A 26585-nucleotide genomic window follows, 5' to 3' on the forward strand; every position below is an offset into this window, starting at 1 on the left:
TTATCTCGCAATCCAGTCTTCCGGATCCATTTTTACGTTTTCCTTCCAGATTTGGAATTTAAGAACTGTCTTCTCATCGTCACCATCAGTTCCAATGGTTCCAATGGTTTGCTTTATGGCCACCTTATCGCCCGATTTAACCTGAACATTCACCAGATTGGAATAGACAGTCAGGTATTTTCCATGACGTATAATAACAGCCATATTACCTCCTGTAACCATAAACACGCGGCTCACCTCACCAGCAAATACGGCACGTGCTCTAACTCCCTGAGCCGTCGAAATATCTATTCCATTGTTCTTGACCTGAATATTTTTCAGTACCGGATGCTCATGAATACCAAAGTGATCGGTAATTACCCCACGCTCAACCGGCCACGGCAACCGACGTTTATTCTGTTCAAACTGACCTGATGCTAATTTTTCCTCCGGAGTCATCTCATAACCTGTCGATGCAGGTGATTTTGCTGAGGGTTTCCCTGTCTTATTCGTGGCTTCTTTAGCCCGGGCCAATTCACGCGCCCTTTCTCTGGCTTTTCGAACCTCTTCTTCAACAATCTTTTGAATCTCGTTGCTTAACTGAGCTTCAATCTGCTGTTGTTCTCTCAGCTTTTTCTCAAATTCCTTTTGTTTTTTCTGAAGTGTGGTCAGATACTGTCCCTGTTGCGTTTTTTCTTTCGTCAATTGGTCGGCCTCCCGCTTTTTCGATTGAAGAAGGGTTTCCTTCTCGGCTCGTTGCAGTTGTAACCGGCTCACTTTTACTTGTATCAGATCGCGAATCCATTGAATCAACTCGGCTTGACGTTTCCGGTATTCGGTATATTGCCGAAGATACATTATGCGCTTGTAGGCCTGATTAAAGCTATTTGAGGAAAGTACAAAAAGTAACTTATCGTAATTGGTTTGATTCCTTTGAGCATAAACGATCATTCGGGCATATTCACTTTTTAGCTCTTCCAAATCGGCATTGAGTGAGGCAACCAACCAAGCATTTTGATCGATAAAATCGGCCAAAACACCAACTTCTGAGTTAATACCGGTAATCAGGTTGGTACGGAGTTCGATTTGCTTGTTTAGTATTTTAAATTTATTGAGGGTCTTTGTTTGATTCTTTTTAGCTTCTTCAAGTAATTTTGTGGTGTATTTGATCTGCTCGTTTGTTTTTTGTTTTTTCTTGCGCAGTTCGTCAAGTGACTGGCCATTAACCAATATTGCCAGCATCAAAAACACAATAAGAAGTAAAAAGCTCCTCATACTCTTAACGATTAATCTGGGTATATCTTTCGGGAACTCTAAACCTTATTTCCTTTTCTTCTTCAGTCGAGAAGCCTGCAAATTTGATGTTAAGTTTCATTGAACTTTCAGGACTGGTAAAATTGAGCGACATTTCGCCCGGATACAATTGCTTTTCAACAGGCACAAAATCGGAGAAATCAATATTCAGATTACGGGAATTGGCAACATCTACCATTTTGATCTTCCGTAATTTATATGTCACCGGATCAACATAGATTGTTTGTCGAACGGGCGAATTAGGAATGATTTTATGCGATTTACGAGCCAGTTTCCTATCGCTCATCTTCTGATTTTCTTTCCGGGGTTTCAGTTTTTTTTCCGACTCTAAAACGTACATTCCCGAATCGATTTTGGCTTCATAATCTTTGATTTCCTTGTCGCGCTTTTCTGCGCCCAACGAGAAAATATTATTGGAAACAATGGCATGAATGGTCTCAAAATCAAGATCCATATCGAGCATTGAACTCAGGTAGCTATAATCATCCAAAAAATAATTCTTTTCGAGGTAATTGATGAATTTTACACTATCCGGAGTTAACCAAAGCCGACCGACCGGAATGTTCAATTTACTCAACATGACGATTATCTGCTTGTCTTTTTCGGCCATAATACTAGCCCTGAAAGAGGTTTTGGTCTTTCCGTTATCGAACTGGCAATTTATTTTTTTAATCGATAAATGCTTATAATCAAAAGCATTATTTTCAATATTCCTGATCAGTTTGTTGGTACCTATTGGTTTAACAACCACTGATGAAGGTGTTGCAACCCGTGTTGTTTTACAAGAAGAAAAACCTATAAAAACAAGGCAAACTAAACCAAAAATTGAAAATTTTATTGAATTCGTTCTTATCACTGTACCTTTATTTATCGAGATAGCGTTCCTGCTTAATTTTTTCACCTAAAAACTTGGTTCCTTCACCCAATTCCAAGGCTTTTTTCCACTCTTCAATGGCTTTTTCCTTTTCTCCAAGCATGATTAAAATATCGCCGTAATGTTCAGTAATTACTCCACTTTTATCACCACCATTTTTCATAGCTGTTTCCATGTAAAATTTAGCCAGCGAATAATCTTTCCGCATAAACAAAACCCAGGCATAAGTATCCAAATAAGTCGAATTCTCTGGATTTGCACGAACAGCTTTACTGCTCAATTCCTCTGCCTTAGCCAGATTTTCGTTTCGTACAGAAAGGTAATAGGCATAATTATTCATGGCCATCCAATTTTCAGGATCAAGGGTAATCACCTCATCAAAAGCTTTGAAGGCCTCTTCTACCCGATTTAATTTGTAATAAGCTTCGGCCTGATACAATGCAAACTGTATTTTCATGATTTTATTATCAAGCAAATAAGGTTCTCCTTCTTTCAGGATTTCAAGCGCCTCGTCATATTTTTCGAGCTGAAGGCAGGCTACCGCCTTTAAACCATACAAAGTAACCTGATTGGGAAATAAAGTGAGCGCTTTTTCCGAGTCGGTATAAATGCTTTTAAAATCAAGCAAATCATTACTTATCAGAATCATCCGTTCCCAAATCATGTAGTTGTCTTTTTGGGTCTCAAGCACCTTCCGGAGTTGTTCGCGCGCTTCAACCAATTTGCCTTTGCTGATCAGGTATTCGGCGTAAACGGTATAAACACGGAAATCGTCGGGATTTGTTTTTACCAAAATATCAACCAATTCCGAAATCTGGTCATCAGTAAAAAAGGGCTTATCCGGACCGGCTGTTATCATCAGGTAGAATTGAATTTTGGTATCAACCTCTGCCGTTTTATTCTCAAAAGCTTTGCGGGCATATTCCCATGCCTTCTCTTTATCTTCTTTTTCCCGGTAAAACGATGTCAGCGAAAACAGTACAAATCCATTATTCGGGTCGATTTCCAGAATTTTCATGTAATATTTCAGCGCATTTACCTCTTCCTTTTCCGAAAGGTAATAATCGGCCATTAACCCATAATAACGCGGTTCCTGTGGGTTAAAATCAATCAGTTTCTGGAGTTCAGCAAGCGCTTCCTTTTTCTTTCCGGCAGCCTGATAAATCTGCTCTTTCTCAACGGCAATCTGATCATTGATTCCAACTTTTTTTTCCAGTGTATTATAAACTTCAATTGCCTGATCGTACTCCTTTGCCGACGAAAGCAAAGCTGCATTCATGTAAAGATATTCCAGATTATCAGGGTTAAGCTGATAGAGTTGCTGGTATAATTCGGCGGCTAGTTTGAATTGCTTTCCCTGCTCGTAAATCTGTGCCAATAAAACTTTGTACCACTTATTTTCGGGTTCAATTTTAATGGCCTTTTCGAGCAAAAGCGATGAGCTTGTCATATCTCCATTGCCGCTGTGTATTTTGGCCAGTTCGAACATGGCCGAAGACGAATTTGGATTGATCGTCAGACACTTCGAAAACAGCGAAATGGCAGCTTGCTGATTGCCTATCATTTTCTGCTTCAGGCCTTCAATAAAAGTGTATTCAAACTCATTTTTATCATCTTCAGAAATGGAATTTTCTTCCACTGCCGGCTTTGACGCAACTGCTGATTTTACACGCTTTTGAGCCGTTGCACATGATATAGACAGCACTGAAATGACGGCAAAATATGCCAAATATCTGTTTCTCATTGTTCTAATTTTTACCGGTATGTCCGAAACCACCGGCTCCACGATCGGTTTCATCCAACACTTCAACCGCTTCCCATCCAATATGTTCATGTCTGGCGATAACCATTTGACAAATACGCTCACCATGTTGAATCACAAATTCTTCGTTCGACAGATTAATCAGGATAATTCCAACTTCGCCACGATAGTCGGCATCAATTGTTCCCGGAGAATTCAGAACGGTAATTCCTTTCTTCAAGGCCAGCCCACTTCTTGGACGAATCTGAGCCTCGAAACCTACTGGTAATTCGATAAACAGGCCGGTCGGAACCAAGACCCGTTCGAGAGGTTTTAATACGATTGGCTCAGTAAGATTGGCTCGAAGATCCATTCCTGCAGAATGTACCGTGCTATATTCAGGTAGCGGATTATTGGATTTATTGACAATTTTTACGATCATTTTGCTTTCAGTTTTTGAAGCTGCTAAGATATGGATTTAAAGTTTGAATGAATCATATCGGCCTTGTACGTTAACAATATTTAGCATCATTCAACTATCATGAAATCAGCCATAATCTGATCCGAAATAAATAAACCAACCGGACTTAAGCCTACTATTCCTGAATTTTCAATAACATGACCTGAAGTTAAATATCGATCTCTTGTCTCCTGAAAATGTGCAAGATAAATATCAGAAAATTCGGTTTGGATCAACTCTTCTGAAATACCCCAAATGGTTCGTAGTCCCGTAATGATGTAGTCGTTAAAGCGATCCTGTTCGGTCAGAATTTCGGATTCGCTGTATGGTTTATTGTTTTCTACTCCGTCTAAATATCCTGAAACAGAAGAAACATTCCAGCGACGGGTCACCAAATCGAACGAATGCGCCGATGGCCCGATGCCCAGGTATTTTTTGCTTTTCCAATACGACGAGTTGTGCTGCGAATAAAGGCCTGGCTTGCAGAAATTAGAGATTTCGTAATGTTCAAATCCGGCATCTTTCAGTATGCTGATTAGTAATTCAAATTGCTGAAGACTAAGCTCATCAGGCAATTCCTTCAGAATACCCTTTTTGAGCCGATCGTAAAAAACGGTGCCTTCATGATACGTCAGATTGTAGGCCGAAATATGCTGAACATCAAGCTCAACGGCGATGCGAACGTTCCTCTCCCACTCTTCCAGCGTTTGGTTTGGTAAGCCGTAAATCAAGTCGATACTGATGTTCGCGAATCCGGCTGTTTTGGCCCATTTCACCGATTGAACGGCTTGCATAACACCATGTCGGCGGTTCATCAGCTTAAGGTCTGATTCAGAAAACGATTGAACTCCCATGCTCAGGCGGTTAAACCCAACTTCTCTTAATGCTGAAAGAATGGCCTGGCTCAAGTCGTCGGGATTGGCCTCCATGGTTATTTCAGCATCCGAGGCAACGTTATAATTCTGCCGGATGGTCTGTAAAATATCTTTTAACTCGTCAATCAACAAAATCGAAGGCGTCCCTCCTCCAAGATAAATGGTATTAATTTCTTCGGAAGCCAACTCCGATGCACGACTCTCAAGTTCCTTTCGCAAGCCTTCCAGCAACCGGGCTTTCTGACTCAAATCTGTCGATTTATAAAAATCGCAATAATGGCAACGTTTCCGACAAAAAGGGATATGAAGGTAGATTCCGGCCATTAATGATGACTGAATTGTTGATTTACGAGGACTAAATATTAAAAAACAAATGCTTTATAGCTTGATCAGATCCTCGAATCCAGTCATATCTCCCAGAATTCCCGTAAGGGTTGTTTCCTGATAAAATTGCAGCATTTGTGCGCGAATAGATCCAAAAAGGGCATGAACCGGGCAGGGTTTTTCTTCAGCCTCGTGAGTTGCACAAGTATGGTGACCAATGAGGCACATGTCGAAAAAATCATCTCCGTCAACAATACGAACAATATCGTACAGTGAAATTTCATCGGTTTTTCTTCCCAGACCAAAACCTCCATTGGGTCCTTTGGTTGAAACCAAAATCTTTTGTTTAACCAGATTCTGAAGAATTTTTCCTAAAAATGGGGTAGGGATAGTAAGGTCAGCTGAAATCTTCTTGATGCCTATTTTTGTTCCGTCAGCAGAGTATTTACCTAAATAAATGAGTGCCCTAACGGCATATTTACATGTATTGGATAGCATAGGTTTTATTTTTTAGATGTCCATTGTTTGCTAAATGATCGGTCGGCCAGTTTTGGTATTTGCTTCTTATCACCCAAGGCATTAGCACCCAACAAAGCAAACGTATTTTTTGTTTTTCCTCCCATTAAATCGAGTCTACTACGTTTAGAAAAAGCAAATTCATATCCTTTCATTCCTGAATTCCAAATAAATCCACCTGCTCCGGCTCTCACCGCATCTCGTCGGTTAATGAGCAGCATATGGTGCAGTGGAATTTTTACCGGACAAACTTCAGTGCATTTTCCACAAACCGAACAAGCCGAACTCAGGTGATTGTATTCTTTCAATCCTTTGAAAAATGGCGTAATAACCGAACCTATTGGTCCGCTGTAAGTTGCGTCGTAAGTATATCCGCCAATGTTCCTGTAAACCGGGCAAGCATTCAAACAAGCGCCGCAGCGAATACACTTTAAAACGCTGTATTGTTCATCGTTTTGGTAAAGCTCCGAGCGCTTATTATCCAGAAGGATCACAAACATTTTTTCGGGCCCGTCAACTTCCGATGATTTTTTAGGCCCGGTGATCAGTGAATTATATACCGAAATTTGCTGTCCTGTTCCGTGTGCAGCCAGAATTGGCCACATCAGACCCAAATCCTGCATCCGCGGAATCACTTTTTCGATACCGGCAATCACAATATGAATTTTAGGAAATGAAACCGACATCAGTGCATTTCCTTCATTTTCAGTCAAACAAATTCCGCCAACATCGGCAACCAGAAAATTTGCTCCTGTAATTCCCACATCAGCAGTCGTAAATTTGGCGCGCAGTTTTTTCCTGACCCACGCCGTCAGATATTCAGGAGCACTTCCTTCCGGAGTATTAAACTTTTCAGTAAAAAGCTCAGCAATATCTCCACGCGATTTGTGCATGCAGGGGGTAACAATGTGGTAAGGTTTTTCACCGGCTAATTGCACAATGTATTCGCCCAAATCAGTCTCAAGCGATTCAACTCCAATCTCTTCCAGATGATCGTTCAAATCAATTTCTTCGGTGGTCATCGATTTACTTTTGACCACTGTTTTCGAATTGTTTTCGATCATGATTTTCTTTACCGCCTCAATGGCTTCATCTGTATTTTCGACCCAAATCACAGATGCTCCATGGGCAGTTATATTTTTCTCGAACTGAATTAAATAATCGTGCAAATGATTTATTGCCTGCGATTTAACAAACGATGCCCTCGTTTTTGCCAAATCCAGATTTGAATATCGTTTCATGCCACGATCAACAGCAGCATCGTATTTCGACATGTTGAATTTAATGATTGCCCGATGTTTCTTATCGAATGCAATCTCTTCTGATTTTTGTAGGAATATTTCTTTTTGTTCCGACATTTTTAACAAGGTATCTTGTTGATTCTGTTCAAATGACGACCACCTTCAAAGCCTGTTGAAAGGAAGATTTTTACAATTTCAATGGCTTGTTCATCGGTAATATATCGAGCAGGAAGTGCACAAATATTTGCATCGTTATGCAGGCGAGCCAGTTCAGCAATTTCGGGTAACCAGCAAATTGCCGAACGTATTCCCTTATGTTTGTTCGCAGTCATATTGATGCCATTTCCGCTTCCACAAAGTGTAATTCCTTCGTCGAATTCACCTTTACTTACAGCGGCTGCAAGTGGATGCGCAAAATCGGGATAATCGCTGCTTTCTGCCGAATAAGCACCAAAATCTTTGTACTCAATTCCCTGCTCCTGAAGGTATTTCAACACGGTTTGTTTGCGCTCGAAACCTGCATGATCTGAGGCTACGGCTATTTTCATCTTTTTCATTTCTATTCAATTATTTTTCAAAAATAATACTAAATAGTATTTTATCGGTTTATCGTTTGATTAATCTTTTAATTTCTTTCTTCTCGGCAAAAAATACAACGATTAAAAATGCAGCAAATAGACTGATATTGAGTGCATATTGAGCTACTGCCATCGAAAAATGTACCGTTCCGGAGATCGAATAAAAACCAATTGCAACTGCAAAATAAAGGAGGATTCGTTTTAAATCGTAGTCAACGCGGTAATACTTCTGGCCAACTACATATGAAATAATGGTCATCAGTACGAAGCATAACAGTACCGCATAAGCTGATCCCATGTAACCCATGGTCGGGATCATCATCACATTGAAACCAATCGTTAAAACTGCGCCAATGCCGCCAATAAGAGCTCCCATCCATGTTTTGTCTGATAGTTTATACCACAACGATAAGTTAAAATAGATTCCCAGAAACAAATTGGCCATCAAAACTGACGGAACAACCTTTAATCCGGAATGATACTCAGCGCCAATCACAATTTTGAAGAAATCAATAAACAATGTAATTCCTAAAAATATTAGCAGCCCGAAAATGATGAAATACTTCATTACCTGAGCATAAACAATACGCGAATCACTGTTTTGTTTCTGACTAAAAAAGAAGGGTTCGAACGAATAGCGAAAAGCCTGAATAAACATATTCATTAATACGGCGAGTTTGTAATTGGCGCCGTAAATACCAAGCTGTTCCATAGGTTTTTGATCGGTTGGTATCAACTTCGGAATCAAAATTTTATCGATATTCTGATTGATCATTCCTGCAATTCCAACCAATAGAATAGGGAAGGAGTACCAGAACATTTCACGGAAAAGTCGCCAGTCAAAAATCAGTTTTATCTTTCGGATTTCAGGAATAAGCATGATGAGCGTAATTACCGAAGCCAGCAAGTTGGCAACAAATACATACCCTACGCCAAATTCAGGATGATAAATGAAGCTGACAAAACTTTCGGGATCAGACTTTAAAATACGAGGGCAAATCGTAAGAAAAAAGACATTGAAGAAAATATTAAAAAAGATATTGACCATTTTCAGTGTTGCGAACCGGATAGCTTTTCCTTCGAGTCGTAAATTGGCAAACGGAATGGCAGTACCTGCATCAAGAGCAACTATAACAGCCAGCCATTGAATGTACTTTTCACTGTTGGGATAATCTAAAAATTCAGCAAAATTTCCGGAGAAAATGAATGCTATAATAACGAAAAGTATTGAGCTTCCGAAGAGTGAAAATGCACTGGTTGAATAAATTTTGTCGTTCTGTTGCGACTTATTGGCATACCTGAAAAAACCGGTTTCCATACCAAAAGTTAGTATTACCAACAAAAAAGCCACGTATGAATACAAATTGGTTACTACGCCATACTCTTCAGGAAGAAAAATACGTGAATAATAAGGTACCAGCCACCAATTAAGGAATCGGCCGATAATACTACTCATGCCGTAAATAGCCGTTTCACCCGCAAGTTTTTTTAACGCACCCACAATTGAAAATTTTGCGCAAAGATAATAAACCAAATACTTTACCAATCGCTAAAACTAATGCCGAGACTCAATTGATTTTTATTTTGTTTTATCTTTGAAGCCAGTTTTTGCTTAAAATAATTCGAATGAATATCCGACTATTCTCCACTTTCATTGTACTATCTGTTTTTATAAGCTCATTTTCGTGCTCAAACAAAGCAAACCGATCACGAAAGCCGGCTGTTCGCATCAACGCTGAATCGGTTCATAAAAAAATCGTTTATGGCGACGATATTAATATTTCTATAGCAGTGAAAGTAAAAGATGGCGAACTTAAAGAAACCAATATTTTTGTTGATTCTGTTTTGGTAACTACCAATAAAAACACCGAATTTAATTACACTTTAAAGGGTTTTAAAAGCCTTGGCAAGCACACAATAAAAGCACAAGCCGTGAAAGCTGATGGGGTAGAGGGTGTTTATTTTAAAACCTTTGAGGTTCTATCGGATGTAATACCCGAAAAATATGGCTATGAGGTGGTACAAACCTATCCACATAATGAAACATCTTTTACTGAAGGTTTGGAAATTCATGACGGATTTATTTATGAAAGTACGGGTGAAAACGGCAAATCGTTTCTTTACAAAAACAACCTGAAAACCGGTAAAACAGTAAAATCGGTGAAACTTGCTGATAAATATTTTGGCGAAGGAATTACCATTTTCAATAATAAGATTTACCAATTAACTTATAAAACGAAGGTTGGATTTATTTACAATCTTGAAAATATGGCTCTTATTGACAGTTTTCATTTCGAATCTACAGAGGGTTGGGGAATGACTCACGATGAAAAATACCTGATTATGGATGATGGTACAAATATTCTAACTTATCTCGACCCAACGACATTGAAAGCTGTTAAAAAGCTTCAGGTTTACGACGATAAAGATCAAGTTTTATATTTGAATGAACTTGAATATTCTGACGGATTCATCTACGCTAACTTATGGACTACCAACTTAATTTTAAAAATTGATCCGCAAACAGGCAAAGTTCTAGCTAAAATTGATTTAGAAGGCATTCTTACTTTATCAAATACAGACAAGCAAGTTGATGTTTTAAATGGAATAGCTATCGATCCGGTAACAAAAAAGATGTATGTCACCGGAAAACTATATCCAAAATTATTTGAAATAAAACCGATTAAAAAAGAGTAGGGGAGTCGCCGTAATGAATTTTGCCTAAGTGCTTATAGGCTAAATCGGTAACTTCACGTCCACGCGGTGTACGTTTCAAAAAGCCTTCCATAATCAGGAATGGTTCATATACTTCTTCAATTGTACCGGTATCCTCACCAACAGCTGTAGCAATTGTTGATAAACCAACAGGTCCGCCTTTAAATTTATCGATAATGGTCAGCAGAATTTTATTGTCCATTTCGTCCAGTCCAAATTTATCGATATTCAGCGCATCAAGTGAGTATAAAGTAATTTCAATATCAATACTTCCATTTCCCTTTACCTGGGCAAAATCCCTGACACGACGCAACAATGCATTTACAATTCGGGGAGTTCCACGGCTGCGGGTTGCTATTTCCACAGCTGCCTGATCGCTTATTTTTACATTCAAAATAAAAGCCGAGCGTTTTACTATTTTAGTAAGTACATCAACATCGTAATATTCCAGATGCGCTTTAATGCCAAAACGAGCCCTTAGGGGACTGGTTAGTAAACCTGAGCGCGTAGTTGCACCAATTAATGTGAAAGGGTTTAATTCGAGCTGTATTGACCGTGCACTGGGTCCTTTGTCAATCATGATATCAATCTTGTAATCCTCCATTGCCGAATACAGGTATTCTTCAACGATAGGACTTAAACGATGAATCTCATCAATGAAAAGAACGGAATTTGGTTCAAGATTGGTTAATAATCCGGCTAAATCACCTGGCTTATCTAAAACTGGTCCTGAAGTTAATTTTAAGGAAACTCCAAGTTCATTGGCAATAATGTTTGAAAGTGTTGTTTTTCCAAGTCCGGGTGGGCCATGAAGCAAAACATGGTCTAAAGCTTCGCCTCGCATTTTAGCAGCTTTGACAAATATTTTCAGATTTTCAACAATTTTATTCTGGCCACTAAAATCGTCAAAATCAAGTGGCCTTAACTGTTTGTCAATATCTTTTTCATTATCTGAAAAGGATTCATCTCTGAAATCAAAATGTTCGCTCATTTTTAGCTTTTAAACCTAGCCAAAAGTAAAAAAATTAAGATGGAAGTTTTAAATTAAATCAGTGATAAATTCAGGAAGGAATTTTAAGCTCATCAAATATTGAATTAAGCTTTTCAATATCAAAAGGTTTAGCCATAAACTCATCCATTCCGTATGAAATACATTTATCGCGATCATTATCCATTGTATTGGCAGTAAGGGCAATTATAGGAGTTCTTTTTTCTATCTTATTCTTGTTTTCAAACTCTCGTATTTTGACTGTAGCTTCGATTCCGTCCATGACTGGCATCATTATATCCATCAAAATTACATCAAACTTACGTTGACAAAAGTGTTCAATTGCTTCAACACCGTTGTTGGCAATAACCACTTCATGATTAAACTTCTTTAAACTAAACGTAACTATACGTTGGTTTAAAAGATTATCTTCCACAAGTAATATAGCTAAACTCTCTCCCATACCATTCAATCAATTCAACGAATATAGTATATTCTATGAAACATTAAAAGGAAACCCTAATCTTTAATTTATTTTCAATCAGTATTTATATTATTTATTTTCTAAATCTAATTAAAAAGAATGAATATGTATATGTCCTGTTCATACACTTGATATCTTTTTAAAGTTAAACTTGCTTATCTAAAAAATGTGTTTTTATCTTATTTTTTAAACGGGTTGTTAACATCATAATATTTTGATTTTAAAGTTAGTCTGTTCTGTATTAACAACTGTTAATTTCTGTGTTTTTCAATAAAAGCTGATTTTAAATTGATCATATTTTTGTTGAAATGTAGGGTGAATAGAATTAATTAATTTGTCTTGTATGTACGGGAAAAATATTTAATACAATTTTCAAACTATATCTTTGTTCGATTTTATAAATTATTTAGATGAACTTATAAACAAGTAAATTTTTAGGATGTTTAAAAAGTAATATTTTAATCGTCTAAAAATGAATTTATTATAAAGATGAATAAAAACTATAAACAGTTTGTTGATAAGCTGAATTCCTACATCAGAAAATTTTATCTCTATCACTTGATAAGGGGTATAATACTGTTTATACTCTTAATTATAGCTTATTATAGTTTAGTATCTATCCTTGAATTTATCAATTACTTTAATCCTAATATTAAATTGTTGATTGTTGTTGTTACTTTTCTTTTTACTCTTTTTATACTTATTTATTTTCTGATATTGCCTGGAATAAAACTCTTAGGAATTGGTAGGCGTTTAACTTATTATGATGTTTCTAATCAATTAAGTAGCACATATCCTGAAATTAAAGATAAGCTGATTAATATAATAGAACTGGAAAATGAATCAAGCTCAATTTATTCACCTGAACTAAAGGAAGCCAGTATTGATCAGAAAATTAATGAATTAAAAATCTTTAGTTTTTCTGATTCTATTAAATTTAAAGATTTAAAGATTGTATTTACCCTGTTAGTAAGTGTATTTATTTTGTTTCTAACAGTTTTTTTGTGGACTCCTGATTTTTTTAAGGAAAGTTCGGTTAGGCTCATTCATTTTCAGCAAAAATTTGAGAAGCCCGCTCCTTACAGTTTTGATCTTGAAAATAAGGATATGGAAATTGTAACCGGAGAGTCTGTTGAACTGAAATTACGTTGTTCGGGAAAAGATTTACCAGAAATGATGTACATCAATTTTAGTGGTAATAATTATTTAATGACTCGCGAGGATGGATTATATAAATATACTGTGGAAAATGTGAATAGTTCCATTTCATTTTATTTTACTGATAAAAAATATGTGTCTGAAATTTATAAGATAATAGTACTTAATAAACCCTTTATTTCATCATTCAGTGTTGATATTCAACCGCCATCGTATACCAATCTTAGTTCAGAGAATATAAAGAATATTGGCGATTTAAAGATTGCTTCCGGAACTACTGTCAAATGGAATTTTACTACTGTTGATACCGATAGCTTGACCGTACTTTTTAATGATAGCACTCGATTAGAAGGAAAAAAGACTGGAAATATTTTTGAAATTTCGAAGACATTTTATACTGATGCAGAATATAGGATATCGATTCGAAATTCGAAACTTAAGGATGAAAATAACCTGGTTTATAAAATTCAGACTATTTCAGATCTGTATCCTGAAATAAAAGTTGTTCAGGTAAGCGATTCTGTCGATTTCAAAGTTTTTCATTTTAAGGGGAATATCGTTGATGATTATGGGTTTAATAAGCTTGATTTTAACATTAGCGCCGAAGGAAGGGATAGTTCGATTAGTATACCGTTTACTCCATTTCTGTTAAGTCAGGATTTTTATTATACTTTTGATTTTGAATCGGTTAAATTTTTTGGAAAATCAATTAAGTATTACTTTTCTGTGTTTGATAATGATTTCGTTAGTCATTTTAAGAAAACGATTAGCGAAACCTATACTTTTACTTTTCCAGATTACAAAGAAATTTTAGCCAAAGAAAATTCTGATCAAAATTCTATAGATCAATTGTTTAAAAAGAGTGCCAAACTAACTGAAGAAATTCAACAGGAGTTCAAAGATTTTAAAATGAAGCAGATTAATTCTGAATTGTCTGAATGGGAAAAATTTCAGACAGTAAAGGATATAATGAGCAAGAAAACTGATCTTGAAAATGTACTAAATCAAATTAAGCAGCAGAATAAAGATGCCAATAATTTTCTGAATTCTTTTTCGGAAGAGAAAAGTGAGATATTGAAAAAGCAACAACAAATTGATGAGCTTTTGAAAGATGTATTTAGCGATGATTTGAAGAAGCTTTTTGAGCAGTTTAATGAGTTGGCTAAGCAATTTGATCCGAAAAAGTTTGATCAGTTGTCAAAAGAAATGGATACAAGTTTGGATGATCTGGCTAAACAATTGGATAAAAATGTTCAATTGCTTAAAAAAATGAAGGTTGAACAAAAAGTTGAACGTGTAATTGAGGAGTTGAAGAATTTGGTCATTTCGGAAAAAGCTAATTTGGAAAAATTGGAAAAGCGCTCTGATTTGATACAGATTAATCAAGAGGAAAGGGAAAATGATTCTCTTTTGAAAAATCTTGAAAATGATTACAATGGAGCTCTTGAAATTAACAAAACGCTTGAAAAACCACTTAATTTATTCAATTTTGATAAGGAGTTTTCTACAATTAAAGATAATTACTCTAAAGTTTTAGATGATTCAGAAAGGGGAAATAAACGTAAAACTTCTACAGGAATTGAAAAGAATAGTAAAAGTATTGATCAGCTTGTATTTGCATTGAATCAAATGCTGCAGAACAACAAGAGTAAGCAAAACAAGGAAAATATTGAGGATATTAAGCAAGTTCTTGATAATCTTATCCTTGTTTCTTTTGATCAGGAGAAGATTTTAAATAAATTCAGCTCAATTGATTTTAATAATCCATTAGTCAACGATATAAAAATCAAGCAAAAGAATCTTCAGTCTCAGGTAGTGTTTGTCAAGGATTCTTTATATGCTTTAGCAAAACGTACTCCTGAAATTGGTTCAGTGATTAATAAGGAAATTATCGGTCTTGAAAATAGTGTTGGTTCAGCTTTCGATAATTTAGAATTAGGGAATATTGGTGCTTCACGCATGTACCAGCAATACGGAATTACGGCTGCAAATAATCTGGCTCTATATTTAAGTGAGGCACTGGAGAATATCAAGGAGCAGGAAAAGAATTCGATGCCTGGCGATGGTGATTGTGATAAACCTGGAGGTAAAGGAGCAAAACCTGGCATGAAGAGCTTAAAGGACAGTCAAAGTTCCATCAAGGAACAATTGCAGCAGATGATTGACCATATGAAGAAAGGAGATATGGGTAAATTGAGCAAAAGTATTGGACAAACTCTTGCTCAACAGGAAATTATGCAGCAATTAATTCGCGATATGGTGAATAGTGGTTCTGTTGGATCTAAAGCTTCAGATCAGCTTAAGGCAATTGATCAGTTACTCGAGCAATCAAGAAAGGATCTAATCAATAAAAATGTTACCAACGAATTAATTAACCGGCAGAATTTAATTTTATCGAAGTTACTTGATGCAGAGAAATCTGAAATTGAACGCGATTTTGAAGACAAAAGGGAATCAAAAACGGCAATCGACGTAAAGAATGGAAACCCTGAAGGTTACTTTGAGTATAATACAAAGTTTAAAAATGAAAATGAGTTGATAAAAAGAAGCAATTATAAGTTGCGTAATTTTTACGATCAGAAATATAGTAATTTTTTAAACCGCATAAAGAATTAATTTTGGAACGTGAATTGATTATAGCTTCTGAACTCAAAGAGTTGAATAATTTGAGGTTATTTTTGAATCAGATTTTTACTGATACAAATTTAAATCGCGAGTATTTCAATCGTGTTTTATTAGGGTTATGCGAAGCTGTTAGTAATTCAATTGTTCACGGAAATAAAAGTGATTGTTCTAAAAAGGTTTTTATCAGTTTTCTGTATGATGAAAATAAATTGGTTTTAACTGTGAGAGATGAAGGATCTGGTTTTTCTTTGGATGATGTTGGAGATCCAACTCAGCCTGAAAACCGGAAGAAGGAAAATGGCAGAGGTCTTTTCCTGATACAACAGATTGCTGATGAAGTTTATTTTTATAATGGAGGAAATAAAATACAGATTTTATATAGTTTAGTTTAATGAGTGTGCATTATTTTAACGAAGATATAGCTTTTCCAAAAATCAAGAAACGTATTGCTTCGGGTTGGATTAAGCAAGTCATTTCAATTGAAGGAAAGCGGGTGGGGGACATCTCCTTTATTTTTTGTTCCGATGAGTATTTACTTGACGTGAATAGAAAATATTTAAATCACGATTATTATACTGATATCATTACTTTCGATAATGTAGAAGGGATTGTGATTAATGGAGATATCTTTATTAGTGTTGATCGGGTTAAAGAGAATTCAAAAGTATTTGAAACTAGTTTTGACGATGAAGTTCATCGAATTCTGATTCATGGAGTGCTTCATTTATTGGGATATAAGGATAAGACAAAAAAAGATAAACTTTTAATGACAGAAAAGGAAGATTTATACCTTAAACTGTTCAACGATAGTTACTTAATTATTAAAAATGTTTAGATGTTACCGTTTTACGATGTTATTGTAGTTGGAGGTGGTCATGCGGGATGTGAAGCGGCTGTGGCAGCGGCAAATTTGGGTTCAAGAACATTGTTAATTACAATGGATATGACCAAATATGCGCAAATGTCTTGTAATCCCGCTATGGGAGGAATTGCGAAAGGTCAAATTATTCGTGAAATTGATGCGCTTGGAGGTTTTTCCGGAATAGTTACTGATATGTCTAGCGTTCAGTTTCGTATGCTCAATAAATCGAAAGGTCCCGCAATGTGGAGCCCAAGATCACAAAGTGATCGTGCAAGATTTACTGAAAACTGGAGAAATATTTTAGAGAATACCGCTAATTTGGATCTTTGGCAGGATGTAGTTGTTTCTCTTCATATAAAAGACAATGTGGTAGGTGGAGTGAAAACTAAGATAGGTGTTGACTTTTATTCTAGTTCTGTTATCCTTACAAATGGTACTTTCTTGAATGGTTTGATGCACATTGGCCGTTCGCAGATGGAAGGTGGTCGTATTGGCGAAAATTCTTCGTATCATATTTCAGATCAGTTATTTAATGTTGGTTTTAAGACTGGGAGGCTGAAAACAGGTACTCCTGTTCGGATTGATGGCAGATCTATTGATTTTTCGAAAATGGAGGAACAGAAGGGTGATGAAATCAGTTCTAAATTTTCATTTCTTCCTGAAATAAAAACTGAGTTGAAGCAGAAAAGTTGTTGGATTACCTATACAAATTCTACTGTTCATTCCATTTTAGAAACTGGGTTTGCTGATTCTCCCATGTATAATGGAACTATTGTTGGCAGTGGTCCACGGTATTGCCCAAGTATTGAATCCAAGATTGTTACTTTTGCCGAACGCACTTCTCATCAGCTTTTTCTGGAACCAGAGGGAGAAAAGACGATAGAATATTACCTTAACGGGTTTTCTTCAAGTCTACCTTGGGATATTCAGTTGAAAGCTTTAAAAGAAGTTCCTGGATTGGAAAATGTTAAGATTTTTAGACCAGGTTACGCCATTGAATATGATTATTTTGATCCTACTCAGTTGACACATACTCTCGAAACAAAATTAATTGAGAATCTTTTCTTTGCAGGCCAGATTAACGGAACCACTGGGTATGAAGAGGCGGCTGCGCAAGGTATTGTTGCAGGGATTAATGCAAGCTTAAAAGTAAAAGGATTAGAACCCTTTATTTTGAAACGTGATGAGGCTTATATTGGCGTTTTGGTTGATGACTTGGTTATGAAAGGAGTTGATGAACCCTATCGAATGTTTACATCAAGAGCTGAATACCGAATTTTATTACGACAAGATAATGCTGATTTTAGACTTACTCCTCGTGCATATGAGATCGGATTAGCTACAAAAGAGCGCTTCGATTTGTATGTTGAAAAGCGAATTTGGGTTGATAAAATTGTTGAATTTGTCTCAAATTTTTCAATTAAACCTCAATTTGTGAATCACATCCTAGAGCAAAAAGGTTCTTCAAGTTTGAAGCAGGGAGTAAAGTTTATTGACGTTATTCTTCGTCCTCAGATTTCGATCTTCGACTTGATTGAAGATATCAAACCTTTTTCTGTGTTTTTGAGTGATGTTCCGAAGGATCGATTTACTGAGATTTTAGAGTCAGCCGAAATTGCGATAAAATATTCAGGGTATATTGATCGTGAAAAATTAGTGGCTGATAAGTTTAGACGACTTGAAAATATAAGTATTACTGGTAGATTTGATTATCATCAAATTCATACAATTAGTACCGAAGCTAGACAAAAACTTACTGAAATTCAACCAGATACTATTGGTCAGGCTAGTCGGATTTCTGGGGTAAGTCCATCTGATATAAATGTGTTGTTGGTGTTGTTAGGAAGATAATGTTCCACGTGGAACTCTTAAAAAATGATTATGGAATTAAAAAAATATGTTCGGACGGTGGAAGATTATCCAATTGAGGGTATAAGTTTTAAGGATATTACAACATTGTTAAAAGAGCCGACGGCTTTTAAAGATGTTGTCGATCAGATTTCAGAATATTGTCAGGGCAAGGGAATTACCAAAATTGTATCGCTTGAGTCGCGTGGATTCATAGTGGGTGGTGCTGTAGCTTATTGCGTTAATGCAGGTTTTGTTCCGATTCGAAAAAAAGGAAAATTACCATCGCTTGTTATTAATGAGTCGTATGAATTGGAATACGGAGTCGATTCTATTGAAATGCATGTGGATGCTTTGACTGAGGATGATGTGGTATTAATTCATGATGATTTGCTCGCGACTGGCGGAACGGCTCTCGCCGCGCTTAATCTGGTTAAGCAAATGAATGTGAAGAAAATTTACTTCTCTTTTATTTGTGACTTGACATTCATTCAGACTGAAAAGAAAATTGAATTAGCGAATTACGAAACACATTCTGTAATTCAATATTAATCGCCTAAGTTTAGTTTATTTCTGATGGTTTCAAAAAATGCTGAATATCTGCGGTCTTTAGTTTCTGTTCTTCCTGACCAGCCTGGAATATATCAGTATTTTGATCAGAGTGGAAAAATCATTTATGTCGGAAAAGCAAAGAACTTAAAAAAACGGGTTAGTTCGTACTTTAAGAAAACACAGGAGAACCGCAAAACAGAATTGCTTGTTCGAAATATTGCCGACATTAGGCACATGGTTGTTGAAACCGAACAAGATGCTTTATTGCTCGAAAATAATCTGATCAAGAAATATCAGCCTCGATATAACATCAGGCTGAAAGATGACAAGACTTATCCTTGGATTGTTATCAAGAACGAGCGCTTTCCACGAGTATTTCAAACCCGAAATGTGATCAAAGATGGATCAGGTTATTTTGGTCCATACACCTCCATACTTACAGTTCGTACACTTTTGGAGTTTTTTCGCAAACTTTATAAATTGCGTAATTGCAAACTAAATTTAGCTGAGGAGCAAATACGCCAAGGAAAATTTAAGGTCTGTTTGGAGTATCATATAGGAAATTGTTTAGGTCCTTGTGTCGGAAAGTTGGATCATGATCAATACATGAAAAGTATTGATCAAATAAAGGAGATATTGAAAGGAAATATTTCAGGAGTTATTAAATATCTCAAGGATTTGATGCGACAATATTCTTTGGAAATGAAATTTGAAGACGCAGCTCTTATTAAGGAGAAACTTGATTTGCTTGAAAAATTTCAATCTCGCTCAACGGTTGTGAGCAATTCAATAAGTGATGTAGATGTTTTTTCGATTGATCAGGATGAAAATTTTGCGTATGTCAATTATCTGAAAATAATGAGTGGAGCCATCATGCAAACTTACACCATGGAAATTAAGAAGGTGCTTGATGAATCTCCGGCAGAATTACTCGAATTTGCGATCATTGATATTCGACAGAAAATATTCAGCAATGCAAAGGAAATTCTTGTGCCATTTAAATTAGATTTTAATTTAGAAGGAGTGAAGCTGCAAATTCCGAAGCAGGGAGATAAAAAGAAACTTCTCGATTTGTCTGAACGGAATGCTAAATATTTCCGATTAGAGAAAATGAAACATGTAGTTATTTCGAAGGCCGAGCAGAATGCAAATCGGATTCTGGAAACGATGAAGAAAGATTTGCAACTTAAAGTTCAGCCAACTCATATTGAATGTTTCGACAACAGTAATTTGCAAGGCACAAATCCTGTTTCTTCGTGTGTGGTTTTTCGTGATGCTCGTCCTTTCAAAAAGGACTACCGGCATTTCAATGTAAAAACAGTAGTGGGGCCAGATGATTTTGCGTCAATGGAAGAAGTGGTTTATCGTCGTTACAAGCGATTGCTCGAAGAAGAAAAATCGTTACCGCAGTTAATTGTGATTGATGGAGGAAAAGGACAACTTGGAGCTGCTCTGAATTCGTTGGAAAAATTGGGACTTCGTGGAAAGGTTGCAATTATTGGAATTGCCAAACGCCTTGAGGAAATTTATTTCCCTGGCGATTCGGTTCCGCTTTATCTTGACAAAAATTCGGAAACCTTAAAATTAATTCAGCACTTACGAGATGAGGCACATCGGTTCGGAATTACTTTTCACCGAAATAAAAGATCAAACGAATTTATAAAATCTGAACTTGAAAGTATATCTGGAATAGGAGAGAAGACCCGAACTGCGCTTTTGACGCGTTTTAAGAGTGTCGAGAATCTCAAAAACCAAGGCTTCCGTGAGGTTGCAGATGAAATAGGCGATTCTAAAGCACGTTTGATATTTGATTTTTACAAGCTAACCTATTGAAATAAAAAAGCTTAAACCAGTAAGATTTAAGCCTTTTTTGTGTCATTTATTCTGTTGAAATAGATCAATTTCGATATTTTTCCTCTCCTTCGAGCAGTCCAAGGTACGAAGTGTATCTACTAAGTGCAATTTTTCCTTCTTCAACTGATTTTTTCACTGCACAATGAGGTTCGTGAGTGTGGGTACAATTGTAATACTGACATTCATTCAAAAGTCTGAAAATTTCAGGAAAGTAGTGTGAGATTTCTTCTTTTTCCATTTCGAGAACGCCGAAACCTTTTATCCCAGGAGTATCAATGATGTAACCGCCAAAATCAAGTTCATACATTTCAGAATTGGTAGTGGTGTGTTTTCCTGAAAAATGTGCTTCAGAAATTTCTCCGGTTTTCAAAACGATGTTCGATAGCATCGAATTGATGATTGTCGATTTTCCAACTCCTGAATGACCTGAAAAAACATTTGTTTTATTGGTCATCATTTGTCTGAGGTTATGAATTCCAATCTCTTTTTTTGCTGAAATTTTCAAACATTGGTATCCTGCCATTTCATAAATTTCGATCAGTGAATTCATCGCAGCCGTTTGCTCATCGTTGTAAAGATCAATTTTGTTGAAAATGAGGTGGCAGGGAATTCGGTAGGCTTCAGCAGAAACCAAAAAACGATCGATGAAAGTTGTAGTTGTAACCGGAAATTGAATGGTCACGATCAAGAATGCCTGATCGATATTTGCTGCTATAATGTGTGATTCTTTGGATAGATTGGGTGATTTGCGTATGATGTAATTGTTTCTTGGCCAAATTTTATGAATTAGACCAACTACCTGACTGCCAATATTATTGTCTTCGTTTGATTCAATAATTTCAACATGATCACCAACAGCAATAGGGTTCGTACTTCTGATTCCTTTTAGTCGTAAATTTCCTTTGATTCTGCTTTCAATCAAGTTGCCTTCTTCTGTTTTTACCGTGTACCAACTACCGGTTGATTTAATAACAATACCTTTTTTCAATGTATATTTTTGCTTTAAATTAATTCGTTATACTTTCGCAATTCATTTAATATGAATCAAAAGTAGTAAAATTTGTGAAAAGGATTTTAAGCTATAATGTAAATGGAATCCGTTCGGCAATCGGGAAGGGATTATTCGATTTTTTAGTGGAAGTTAATCCTGATATTGTTTGTTTTCAGGAAACTAAGGCTCAACTTGGTCAAATGCACGAATTGGAATTTGAAAAACTGGGCTATCATCCTTTTGCTTTCTCTGCGGAAAAAAGGGGCTATAGCGGGGTCGCAATCTTTTCAAAACTGGAACCTGATCTGGTGGTTTACGGTATGAATAATGAAAAATATGACAGTGAAGGAAGGGTTATTCGTGCTGATTTTGGTGATATTTCTGTGATTAGCGTATATTTCCCTTCCGGAACAACAGGTGGTAACAGGCAGGCTTTCAAAATGGATTTTCTTTCAGATTTTCAAAATTACCTTACTGAATTGAGAAAAACGAGAAGTAAATTGATTATTTCGGGTGATTACAATATCTGTAGGTTGTGGATTGATATTCATAATCCTGAAAAACAACAAGATACATCTGGTTTTTTGCCTGAGGAACGGGAATGGTTTGCTAATTTTGTGGAGGACGGCTATGTGGATAGTTTTCGTGAATTCAATCAGGAAAAACATCAATTTTCGTGGTGGAGTTATCGGGCTGGAGCACGACAGAACAACAAAGGTTGGCGAATTGATTATCATATGATCACCAGCAACTTAAAAGATAAATTAGTAAATGCTAAAATTTTACCGATGGCTGTTCATTCTGATCACTGTCCGGTTTTAGTTGATGTAGATTTTTGACATGCGTAAAATTTTAATTGTCTTTTGTTTCTTGATTTTATATTTTTCTGCTGAATCCAAATCATTGAAGGGTTATTTAAAAGCAAAAAAGGATACAAATTACATCGAGAGTTATTATAATGATTTGATTATTAGAATGTATTCAGGAGAAAAGACTCATTCACTTGATTTGAGTGATTTAAATAGTTCTTATCATTTGAAATACCTTCCTAACGGTTATTTCAACTTGGGTGCTGGTGTTAATTTCAGATCATTCGGTCTTAGTTTGGCAACAAAAGTTCCTATATTTCAAAACAGTGAGTTTAAGCATGGTGAGACCAAACGAATTGGAATTCAGAGCTATATTTACTCAAGTAAGTTTACGATTGATCTTTTAACTTCCTTTTTGAAAGGATATTATTTGGTTAATTCCTCATCTCATCTATCTTCATACACGAAAGATAAGGATTACCAACGTCCTGATATTTCGTCAGCAAACATCGGGATAAGTGTAAATTACATTTTTAATAACTCTCGTTTTTCATATCGCGCGGCTTTTAGCGATACCGAACGACAGAAAAAAAGTGCAGGTTCATTATTAGCTGGTGGAAGTATCATTTCTTATCGAACTAAGGCTGATTCTTCAATTGTTCCACGTGAAATTGATCCTAAGTATTTTTTAAAATCAAGAGAAATATCAAAATCTGGTGTTTTAGCTTTTAATGCAAACATTGGATATGCCTATTCTCTGATATTTCTTCGGAATGGAATATTTACATTGTCGTATATTTTAGGTACTGGTGTTCAGGACAATACGTTTGGTGGGGAAGTGGATAGTGAGATTAATCGGTGGCGATTCAGTATGAATCATTCCGGCCGAATAGGAATTGGTTATCGGTTTAATCGGTATTACCTGCGAATAGGAATTATTCGTTCTACTCAATATACTAATTTGAAATACAATGATTTGGGTATTGGTAATGGAACTAATTTTATGCAAATTTCTTTGGGAAAAAGATTTACACTGCGAAAAGAGTAATAAAAAAGGCCTTCAATGATGAAAGCCTTTTCTGTAAATGTTATGTTAATATTTTATTCCCAATCCAGAATGATTTTTCCGCAATTTCCTTCTTCCATTATCCTGAATGCTTCCTGATAATCATCTGCTGGAAACCGGTGAGTTATCACTGGGGCAATATCTAATCCGTGTGAAAGCATCATTTCCATCTGGTACCAGGTTTCGTACATTTCTCGGCCATATATTCCTTTCATTGTCAAACCTTTAAATATAAGTTTGCTCCAATTAATTTGGGTTGAAGATGGTAGAAGGCCTAATAATGATATTTTACCTCCGTTGTACATATTCTCGACCATGTCGCCAAATGCAGCAGAAGATCCGCTGCATTCAAGACCAATATCGAAACCGCCTACCATTCCCAGCGATTTCATGGCATCTTTTATACTTTCAGTGCGAGGGTCAATAACTTTCGTGGCACCCATTTTAAGGGCCAAATTACGGCGATATTCGCTTAAATCGGTACCAACTATATAACGGGCCCCTGCGTACTTACAAACGGCTGTAGCCATCGCTCCGATGGGTCCACCGATTCCGGTAATTAAAACATCTTCTCCAAGAAGTGGAAAAGACAGTGCCGTGTGGGTTGCATTGCCCAACGGATCCATTATCGACATTAATTCGTCTGATATCCGATCATCAACTTTCAACACATTTGAAGCTGGAACCGCAACATATTCAGCAAAACCACCGTCGCGGTTAACGCCAATTCCAACTGTATGATCACAAATATGTTGCCGTCCACGCCTACAGTTTCGGCAAAAACCGCATGAAATATGTCCTTCTACGGTAACCCTATCCCCGATAAAAACTCGCGATACTTCCGAGCCTTTTTCAACTACGGTTCCCATGTATTCGTGTCCGATAACAAGTGGGGTTTTGATGGTATTTTGTGCCCATTCGTCCCATTTGTATATATGCAAATCGGTTCCGCAGATTGCTGATTTTTTGATTTTGATTAAAACATCGTTTGGACCAATAACGGGCATTGGAACATCCGTCATCCAAATTCCTTTTTCAGGTTTGATTTTTACAATTGCTTTCATTGTTCTAGTATGATAAATGTGATACAATATTAGTGGGTTCAGAAATTATAATATAGAATGAAAATCATGTTTATTTACGACCCAGTAACTTATCATAAAAATAGCCGCAGATAGATTAAATATCTGCGGCTATTTTTCTTGATGTGGAGCGAATTATTTTTCTTTCTGCCAAATTGATTTCATGGGATATACCTCAAGTTTTTCAACAAATAGTTCGCCTCCTGTATTGTAAAGGTATAGGCCGTAAGCTTTATCGCTTGGTGTAAAGCAAGAACTCATGGCTACTTTTCCGTCGTTTGCAAAAATTTCAATCGAACTTCTGTCCAATAGAATATCAAGCTTTAACATGCCGTCAACTGGCTCAACTACAGCCGATTTTCCTAAGCACGTAAGAGTGTTTGTTTTTGTTGTGTAAGTAATTTCAGTTCCGTTGTTTTTCTTATCCAGACGAACTACAAATCCAAAACTATCAGCAGTTTTAACTTTAAAGCTACCAATGATGTGTAAACAATCGTCTTTTACTCCATGGGCAAGGTTTTTATTGATTCCCGGAATAAGGTTTTTATTCTGCCAAATTTCTCCCTTTGAGTGCAGAAGTTCTATTTCTTTAATGGGTTTTCGAACCAATTTAATACCATCAATGTATTTTTTTAGTGAAAGTTCGCATGGGAAAGTCATTTGGCCTTTAAATGGCATCCCCGGAAATTCGCCGCCTCTCATCCAGGCAATCTGGATTGTTCTTCCATCGCTTTCCGGAATATTGCTCCATGTTTGTGTGGCGTAATAGTTTGCCCCGTAATCACTTTTCATTTTCGATGATTCGGCAGTAAATTTTTCACCATCAAATGAGCCAATTAAATAGCTGCCATCGCCATCAAATAGAACCCACTTTTTATCATCGGCTCTGCGGTTAACCGATAATTCAACTAAATCGGGGCATTCGAAAAAGCCCGGAATATGATTTTTAAATTGCCAATCAATCAGGTTTTTTGAAGTATAAAATGAAACTCCTTTTTGCGAATCATCGTTATTTGGCTTTCGGTAAATAACCAAGACATATTGCTTGCTTCCTTCGTGCCAGAAGACTTTGGGGTCGCGGGCATCGTCGGTTGCATCGTACGCAATAATCGGATTTTTATCATACTTTTTCCATGTTCTTCCTTTGTCGTTACTGTAGGCAAGGCGTTGTCCGCATTTAGGACTGGTATAAAACAACAAAATGGTTTTTTCTTCTCCTGATTGCAGGCCAGTTACATTATTCAGATCGACCAAACCGCTCCCCGAAAATTCAGTACAATCTACCGAATCTTTCGAATCATTATCAGGAAAAAGCGCTATTGGCAAGTGTTCCCAGTGCACCAAATCGGGGCTTACGGCATGCCCCCAGTGCATGAATCCCCATTCATTCCCGAAAGGATTGTACTGATAGAACATGTGATATTCACCCTTGTAATAAACCAATCCGTTTGGATCGTTATGCCAGTTTTTTTCAGGTGTAAAATGAAATTGGGGACGATAAATTTCATCGAATAATTTAACTGGTTTTTCGGCTGAGACTGTAAATGAGGCAATAAAAATAATGAAAAGTAAAAAAGGAAACTTCATAGCTAAATTGTTAATGACATCGTAGTTCAGGCAAATATAGATTAAAAAATGTGAATATTTCT

23 protein-coding genes are annotated in these 26585 nt (G+C 36.4%); 9 read left to right on the forward strand and 14 right to left on the reverse strand.

Annotated features, from left to right (window positions below; all coding sequences use genetic code 11):
* From AQPE_RS10760 to AQPE_RS10800, 9 genes are all read right to left on the reverse strand, one after another.
* A complete protein-coding gene (locus AQPE_RS10760) occupies window positions 1-1254 on the reverse strand; it encodes a murein hydrolase activator EnvC family protein (protein WP_318351060.1) in 1254 nt (417 codons plus the stop codon).
* A gap of 4 nt (window positions 1255-1258) precedes the next feature.
* The gene (locus AQPE_RS10765) at window positions 1259-2044 is read right to left on the reverse strand and encodes a DUF4292 domain-containing protein (protein ID WP_318351061.1); all 786 of its coding nucleotides are present in this window, start codon (window positions 2042-2044) and stop codon (window positions 1259-1261) included.
* 112 nt (window positions 2045-2156) lie between these two features.
* Window positions 2157-3911 carry a tetratricopeptide repeat protein gene (locus AQPE_RS10770; RefSeq protein WP_318351062.1) on the reverse strand — a complete coding sequence of 585 codons (1755 nt, stop codon included), beginning with the start codon at window positions 3909-3911 and terminating at the stop codon, window positions 2157-2159.
* 4 nt (window positions 3912-3915) lie between these two features.
* Window positions 3916-4350, reverse strand: a complete 435-nt coding sequence (gene dut / locus AQPE_RS10775; protein ID WP_318351063.1) for a dUTP diphosphatase — start codon at window positions 4348-4350, stop codon at window positions 3916-3918.
* An 86-nt stretch (window positions 4351-4436) separates the two neighbouring features.
* A complete protein-coding gene (hemW, locus tag AQPE_RS10780) occupies window positions 4437-5567 on the reverse strand; it encodes a radical SAM family heme chaperone HemW (protein WP_318351064.1) in 1131 nt (376 codons plus the stop codon).
* A 54-nt stretch (window positions 5568-5621) separates the two neighbouring features.
* Window positions 5622-6065 carry an RrF2 family transcriptional regulator gene (locus AQPE_RS10785; protein WP_318351065.1) on the reverse strand — a complete coding sequence of 148 codons (444 nt, stop codon included), beginning with the start codon at window positions 6063-6065 and terminating at the stop codon, window positions 5622-5624.
* A 5-nt stretch (window positions 6066-6070) separates the two neighbouring features.
* On the reverse strand, window positions 6071-7441 hold the full coding sequence (locus tag AQPE_RS10790) for a lactate utilization protein B (protein WP_318351066.1): 1371 nt from the start codon (window positions 7439-7441) through the stop codon (window positions 6071-6073).
* A gap of 2 nt (window positions 7442-7443) precedes the next feature.
* Entirely contained in the window at window positions 7444-7881 is a 438-nt protein-coding gene (gene rpiB / locus AQPE_RS10795; protein WP_318351067.1) for a ribose 5-phosphate isomerase B, read from the reverse strand.
* Window positions 7882-7930: 49 nt separating this feature from the next.
* Window positions 7931-9403: an oligosaccharide flippase family protein gene (locus AQPE_RS10800; protein WP_318351068.1), complete on the reverse strand. Its 1473-nt coding sequence runs from the start codon at window positions 9401-9403 to the stop codon at window positions 7931-7933.
* 125 nt (window positions 9404-9528) lie between these two features.
* Here AQPE_RS10800 and AQPE_RS10805 point away from each other — a divergent pair, with 125 nt between their 5' ends.
* On the forward strand, window positions 9529-10599 hold the full coding sequence (locus AQPE_RS10805; RefSeq protein WP_318351069.1) for a glutaminyl-peptide cyclotransferase: 1071 nt from the start codon (window positions 9529-9531) through the stop codon (window positions 10597-10599).
* On the opposite strand, the gene ruvB is transcribed toward AQPE_RS10805, so the two are convergent.
* Window positions 10586-11608: a Holliday junction branch migration DNA helicase RuvB gene (gene ruvB / locus AQPE_RS10810; protein ID WP_318351070.1), complete on the reverse strand. Its 1023-nt coding sequence runs from the start codon at window positions 11606-11608 to the stop codon at window positions 10586-10588. The two genes, AQPE_RS10805 and ruvB, sit on opposite strands and share 14 nt — an antisense overlap.
* A 70-nt stretch (window positions 11609-11678) precedes the next feature.
* Window positions 11679-12068 carry a response regulator gene (locus AQPE_RS10815; protein ID WP_318351071.1) on the reverse strand — a complete coding sequence of 130 codons (390 nt, stop codon included), beginning with the start codon at window positions 12066-12068 and terminating at the stop codon, window positions 11679-11681.
* Window positions 12069-12806: 738 nt separating this feature from the next.
* Between AQPE_RS10815 and AQPE_RS10820 the strand changes: the two genes are divergently transcribed.
* The 6 genes from AQPE_RS10820 to uvrC are packed head-to-tail and all read left to right on the forward strand — an operon-like array spanning window position 12807 to window position 20967.
* Window positions 12807-15863, forward strand: a complete 3057-nt coding sequence (locus tag AQPE_RS10820) for a DUF4175 family protein (RefSeq protein WP_318351072.1) — start codon at window positions 12807-12809, stop codon at window positions 15861-15863.
* Between the two features lie 2 nt (window positions 15864-15865).
* Window positions 15866-16264, forward strand: coding sequence for an ATP-binding protein (locus AQPE_RS10825; RefSeq protein WP_318351073.1), 399 nt, complete (start codon window positions 15866-15868; stop codon window positions 16262-16264).
* Complete coding sequence (gene ybeY, locus AQPE_RS10830) at window positions 16264-16707, forward strand: rRNA maturation RNase YbeY (protein ID WP_318351074.1); 444 nt, start codon at window positions 16264-16266, stop codon at window positions 16705-16707. Before AQPE_RS10825 ends, ybeY begins: the two co-directional genes overlap by 1 nt.
* Window positions 16708-18585 carry a tRNA uridine-5-carboxymethylaminomethyl(34) synthesis enzyme MnmG gene (gene mnmG / locus AQPE_RS10835; protein ID WP_318351075.1) on the forward strand — a complete coding sequence of 626 codons (1878 nt, stop codon included), beginning with the start codon at window positions 16708-16710 and terminating at the stop codon, window positions 18583-18585. It begins immediately after the preceding gene.
* Between the two features lie 30 nt (window positions 18586-18615).
* Window positions 18616-19134 (forward strand): adenine phosphoribosyltransferase, encoded by a 519-nt coding sequence (locus tag AQPE_RS10840; protein WP_318351076.1) that lies wholly within the window; start codon window positions 18616-18618, stop codon window positions 19132-19134.
* 24 nt (window positions 19135-19158) lie between these two features.
* Window positions 19159-20967, forward strand: a complete 1809-nt coding sequence (gene uvrC, locus AQPE_RS10845; protein ID WP_318351077.1) for an excinuclease ABC subunit UvrC — start codon at window positions 19159-19161, stop codon at window positions 20965-20967.
* Between the two features lie 64 nt (window positions 20968-21031).
* Here the strand turns inward: uvrC and rsgA are convergent, their stop codons facing one another.
* The gene (rsgA, locus tag AQPE_RS10850; RefSeq protein ID WP_318351078.1) at window positions 21032-21976 is read right to left on the reverse strand and encodes a ribosome small subunit-dependent GTPase A; all 945 of its coding nucleotides are present in this window, start codon (window positions 21974-21976) and stop codon (window positions 21032-21034) included.
* Window positions 21977-22050: 74 nt separating this feature from the next.
* Here rsgA and AQPE_RS10855 point away from each other — a divergent pair, with 74 nt between their 5' ends.
* Entirely contained in the window at window positions 22051-22818 is a 768-nt protein-coding gene (locus AQPE_RS10855) for an exodeoxyribonuclease III (RefSeq protein WP_318351079.1), read from the forward strand.
* Window position 22819: 1 nt separating this feature from the next.
* Window positions 22820-23836 (forward strand): DUF4421 family protein, encoded by a 1017-nt coding sequence (locus tag AQPE_RS10860; RefSeq protein WP_318351080.1) that lies wholly within the window; start codon window positions 22820-22822, stop codon window positions 23834-23836.
* A gap of 53 nt (window positions 23837-23889) precedes the next feature.
* Here AQPE_RS10860 and tdh read toward each other — a convergent pair whose 3' ends face one another.
* Window positions 23890-24918 carry an L-threonine 3-dehydrogenase gene (gene tdh / locus AQPE_RS10865; protein WP_318351081.1) on the reverse strand — a complete coding sequence of 343 codons (1029 nt, stop codon included), beginning with the start codon at window positions 24916-24918 and terminating at the stop codon, window positions 23890-23892.
* 153 nt (window positions 24919-25071) lie between these two features.
* Window positions 25072-26523, reverse strand: coding sequence for a glycoside hydrolase family 32 protein (locus AQPE_RS10870; RefSeq protein WP_318351082.1), 1452 nt, complete (start codon window positions 26521-26523; stop codon window positions 25072-25074).
* Window positions 26524-26585 lie beyond the last annotated feature (62 nt).

Source organism: Aquipluma nitroreducens, from assembly GCF_009689585.1.
GTDB classification, from domain to species: domain Bacteria; phylum Bacteroidota; class Bacteroidia; order Bacteroidales; family Prolixibacteraceae; genus Aquipluma; species Aquipluma nitroreducens.

Coding starts and splice junctions, on each gene's coding strand:
- AQPE_RS10760 (WP_318351060.1), bottom strand. CDS start 1,254: ATGAGGAGCTTTTTACTTCTTATTGTGTTTTTGATGCTGGCAATATTG.
- AQPE_RS10770 (WP_318351062.1), bottom strand. CDS start 3,911: ATGAGAAACAGATATTTGGCATATTTTGCCGTCATTTCAGTGCTGTCT.
- dut (WP_318351063.1), bottom strand. CDS start 4,350: ATGATCGTAAAAATTGTCAATAAATCCAATAATCCGCTACCTGAATAT.
- hemW (WP_318351064.1), bottom strand. CDS start 5,567: ATGGCCGGAATCTACCTTCATATCCCTTTTTGTCGGAAACGTTGCCAT.
- AQPE_RS10785 (WP_318351065.1), bottom strand. CDS start 6,065: ATGCTATCCAATACATGTAAATATGCCGTTAGGGCACTCATTTATTTA.
- AQPE_RS10790 (WP_318351066.1), bottom strand. CDS start 7,441: ATGTCGGAACAAAAAGAAATATTCCTACAAAAATCAGAAGAGATTGCA.
- rpiB (WP_318351067.1), bottom strand. CDS start 7,881: ATGAAAAAGATGAAAATAGCCGTAGCCTCAGATCATGCAGGTTTCGAG.
- AQPE_RS10805 (WP_318351069.1), top strand. CDS start 9,529: ATGAATATCCGACTATTCTCCACTTTCATTGTACTATCTGTTTTTATA.
- ruvB (WP_318351070.1), bottom strand. CDS start 11,608: ATGAGCGAACATTTTGATTTCAGAGATGAATCCTTTTCAGATAATGAA.
- AQPE_RS10815 (WP_318351071.1), bottom strand. CDS start 12,068: ATGGGAGAGAGTTTAGCTATATTACTTGTGGAAGATAATCTTTTAAAC.
- ybeY (WP_318351074.1), top strand. CDS start 16,264: ATGAGTGTGCATTATTTTAACGAAGATATAGCTTTTCCAAAAATCAAG.
- mnmG (WP_318351075.1), top strand. CDS start 16,708: ATGTTACCGTTTTACGATGTTATTGTAGTTGGAGGTGGTCATGCGGGA.
- AQPE_RS10840 (WP_318351076.1), top strand. CDS start 18,616: ATGGAATTAAAAAAATATGTTCGGACGGTGGAAGATTATCCAATTGAG.
- uvrC (WP_318351077.1), top strand. CDS start 19,159: ATGGTTTCAAAAAATGCTGAATATCTGCGGTCTTTAGTTTCTGTTCTT.
- AQPE_RS10860 (WP_318351080.1), top strand. CDS start 22,820: ATGCGTAAAATTTTAATTGTCTTTTGTTTCTTGATTTTATATTTTTCT.
- tdh (WP_318351081.1), bottom strand. CDS start 24,918: ATGAAAGCAATTGTAAAAATCAAACCTGAAAAAGGAATTTGGATGACG.
- AQPE_RS10870 (WP_318351082.1), bottom strand. CDS start 26,523: ATGAAGTTTCCTTTTTTACTTTTCATTATTTTTATTGCCTCATTTACA.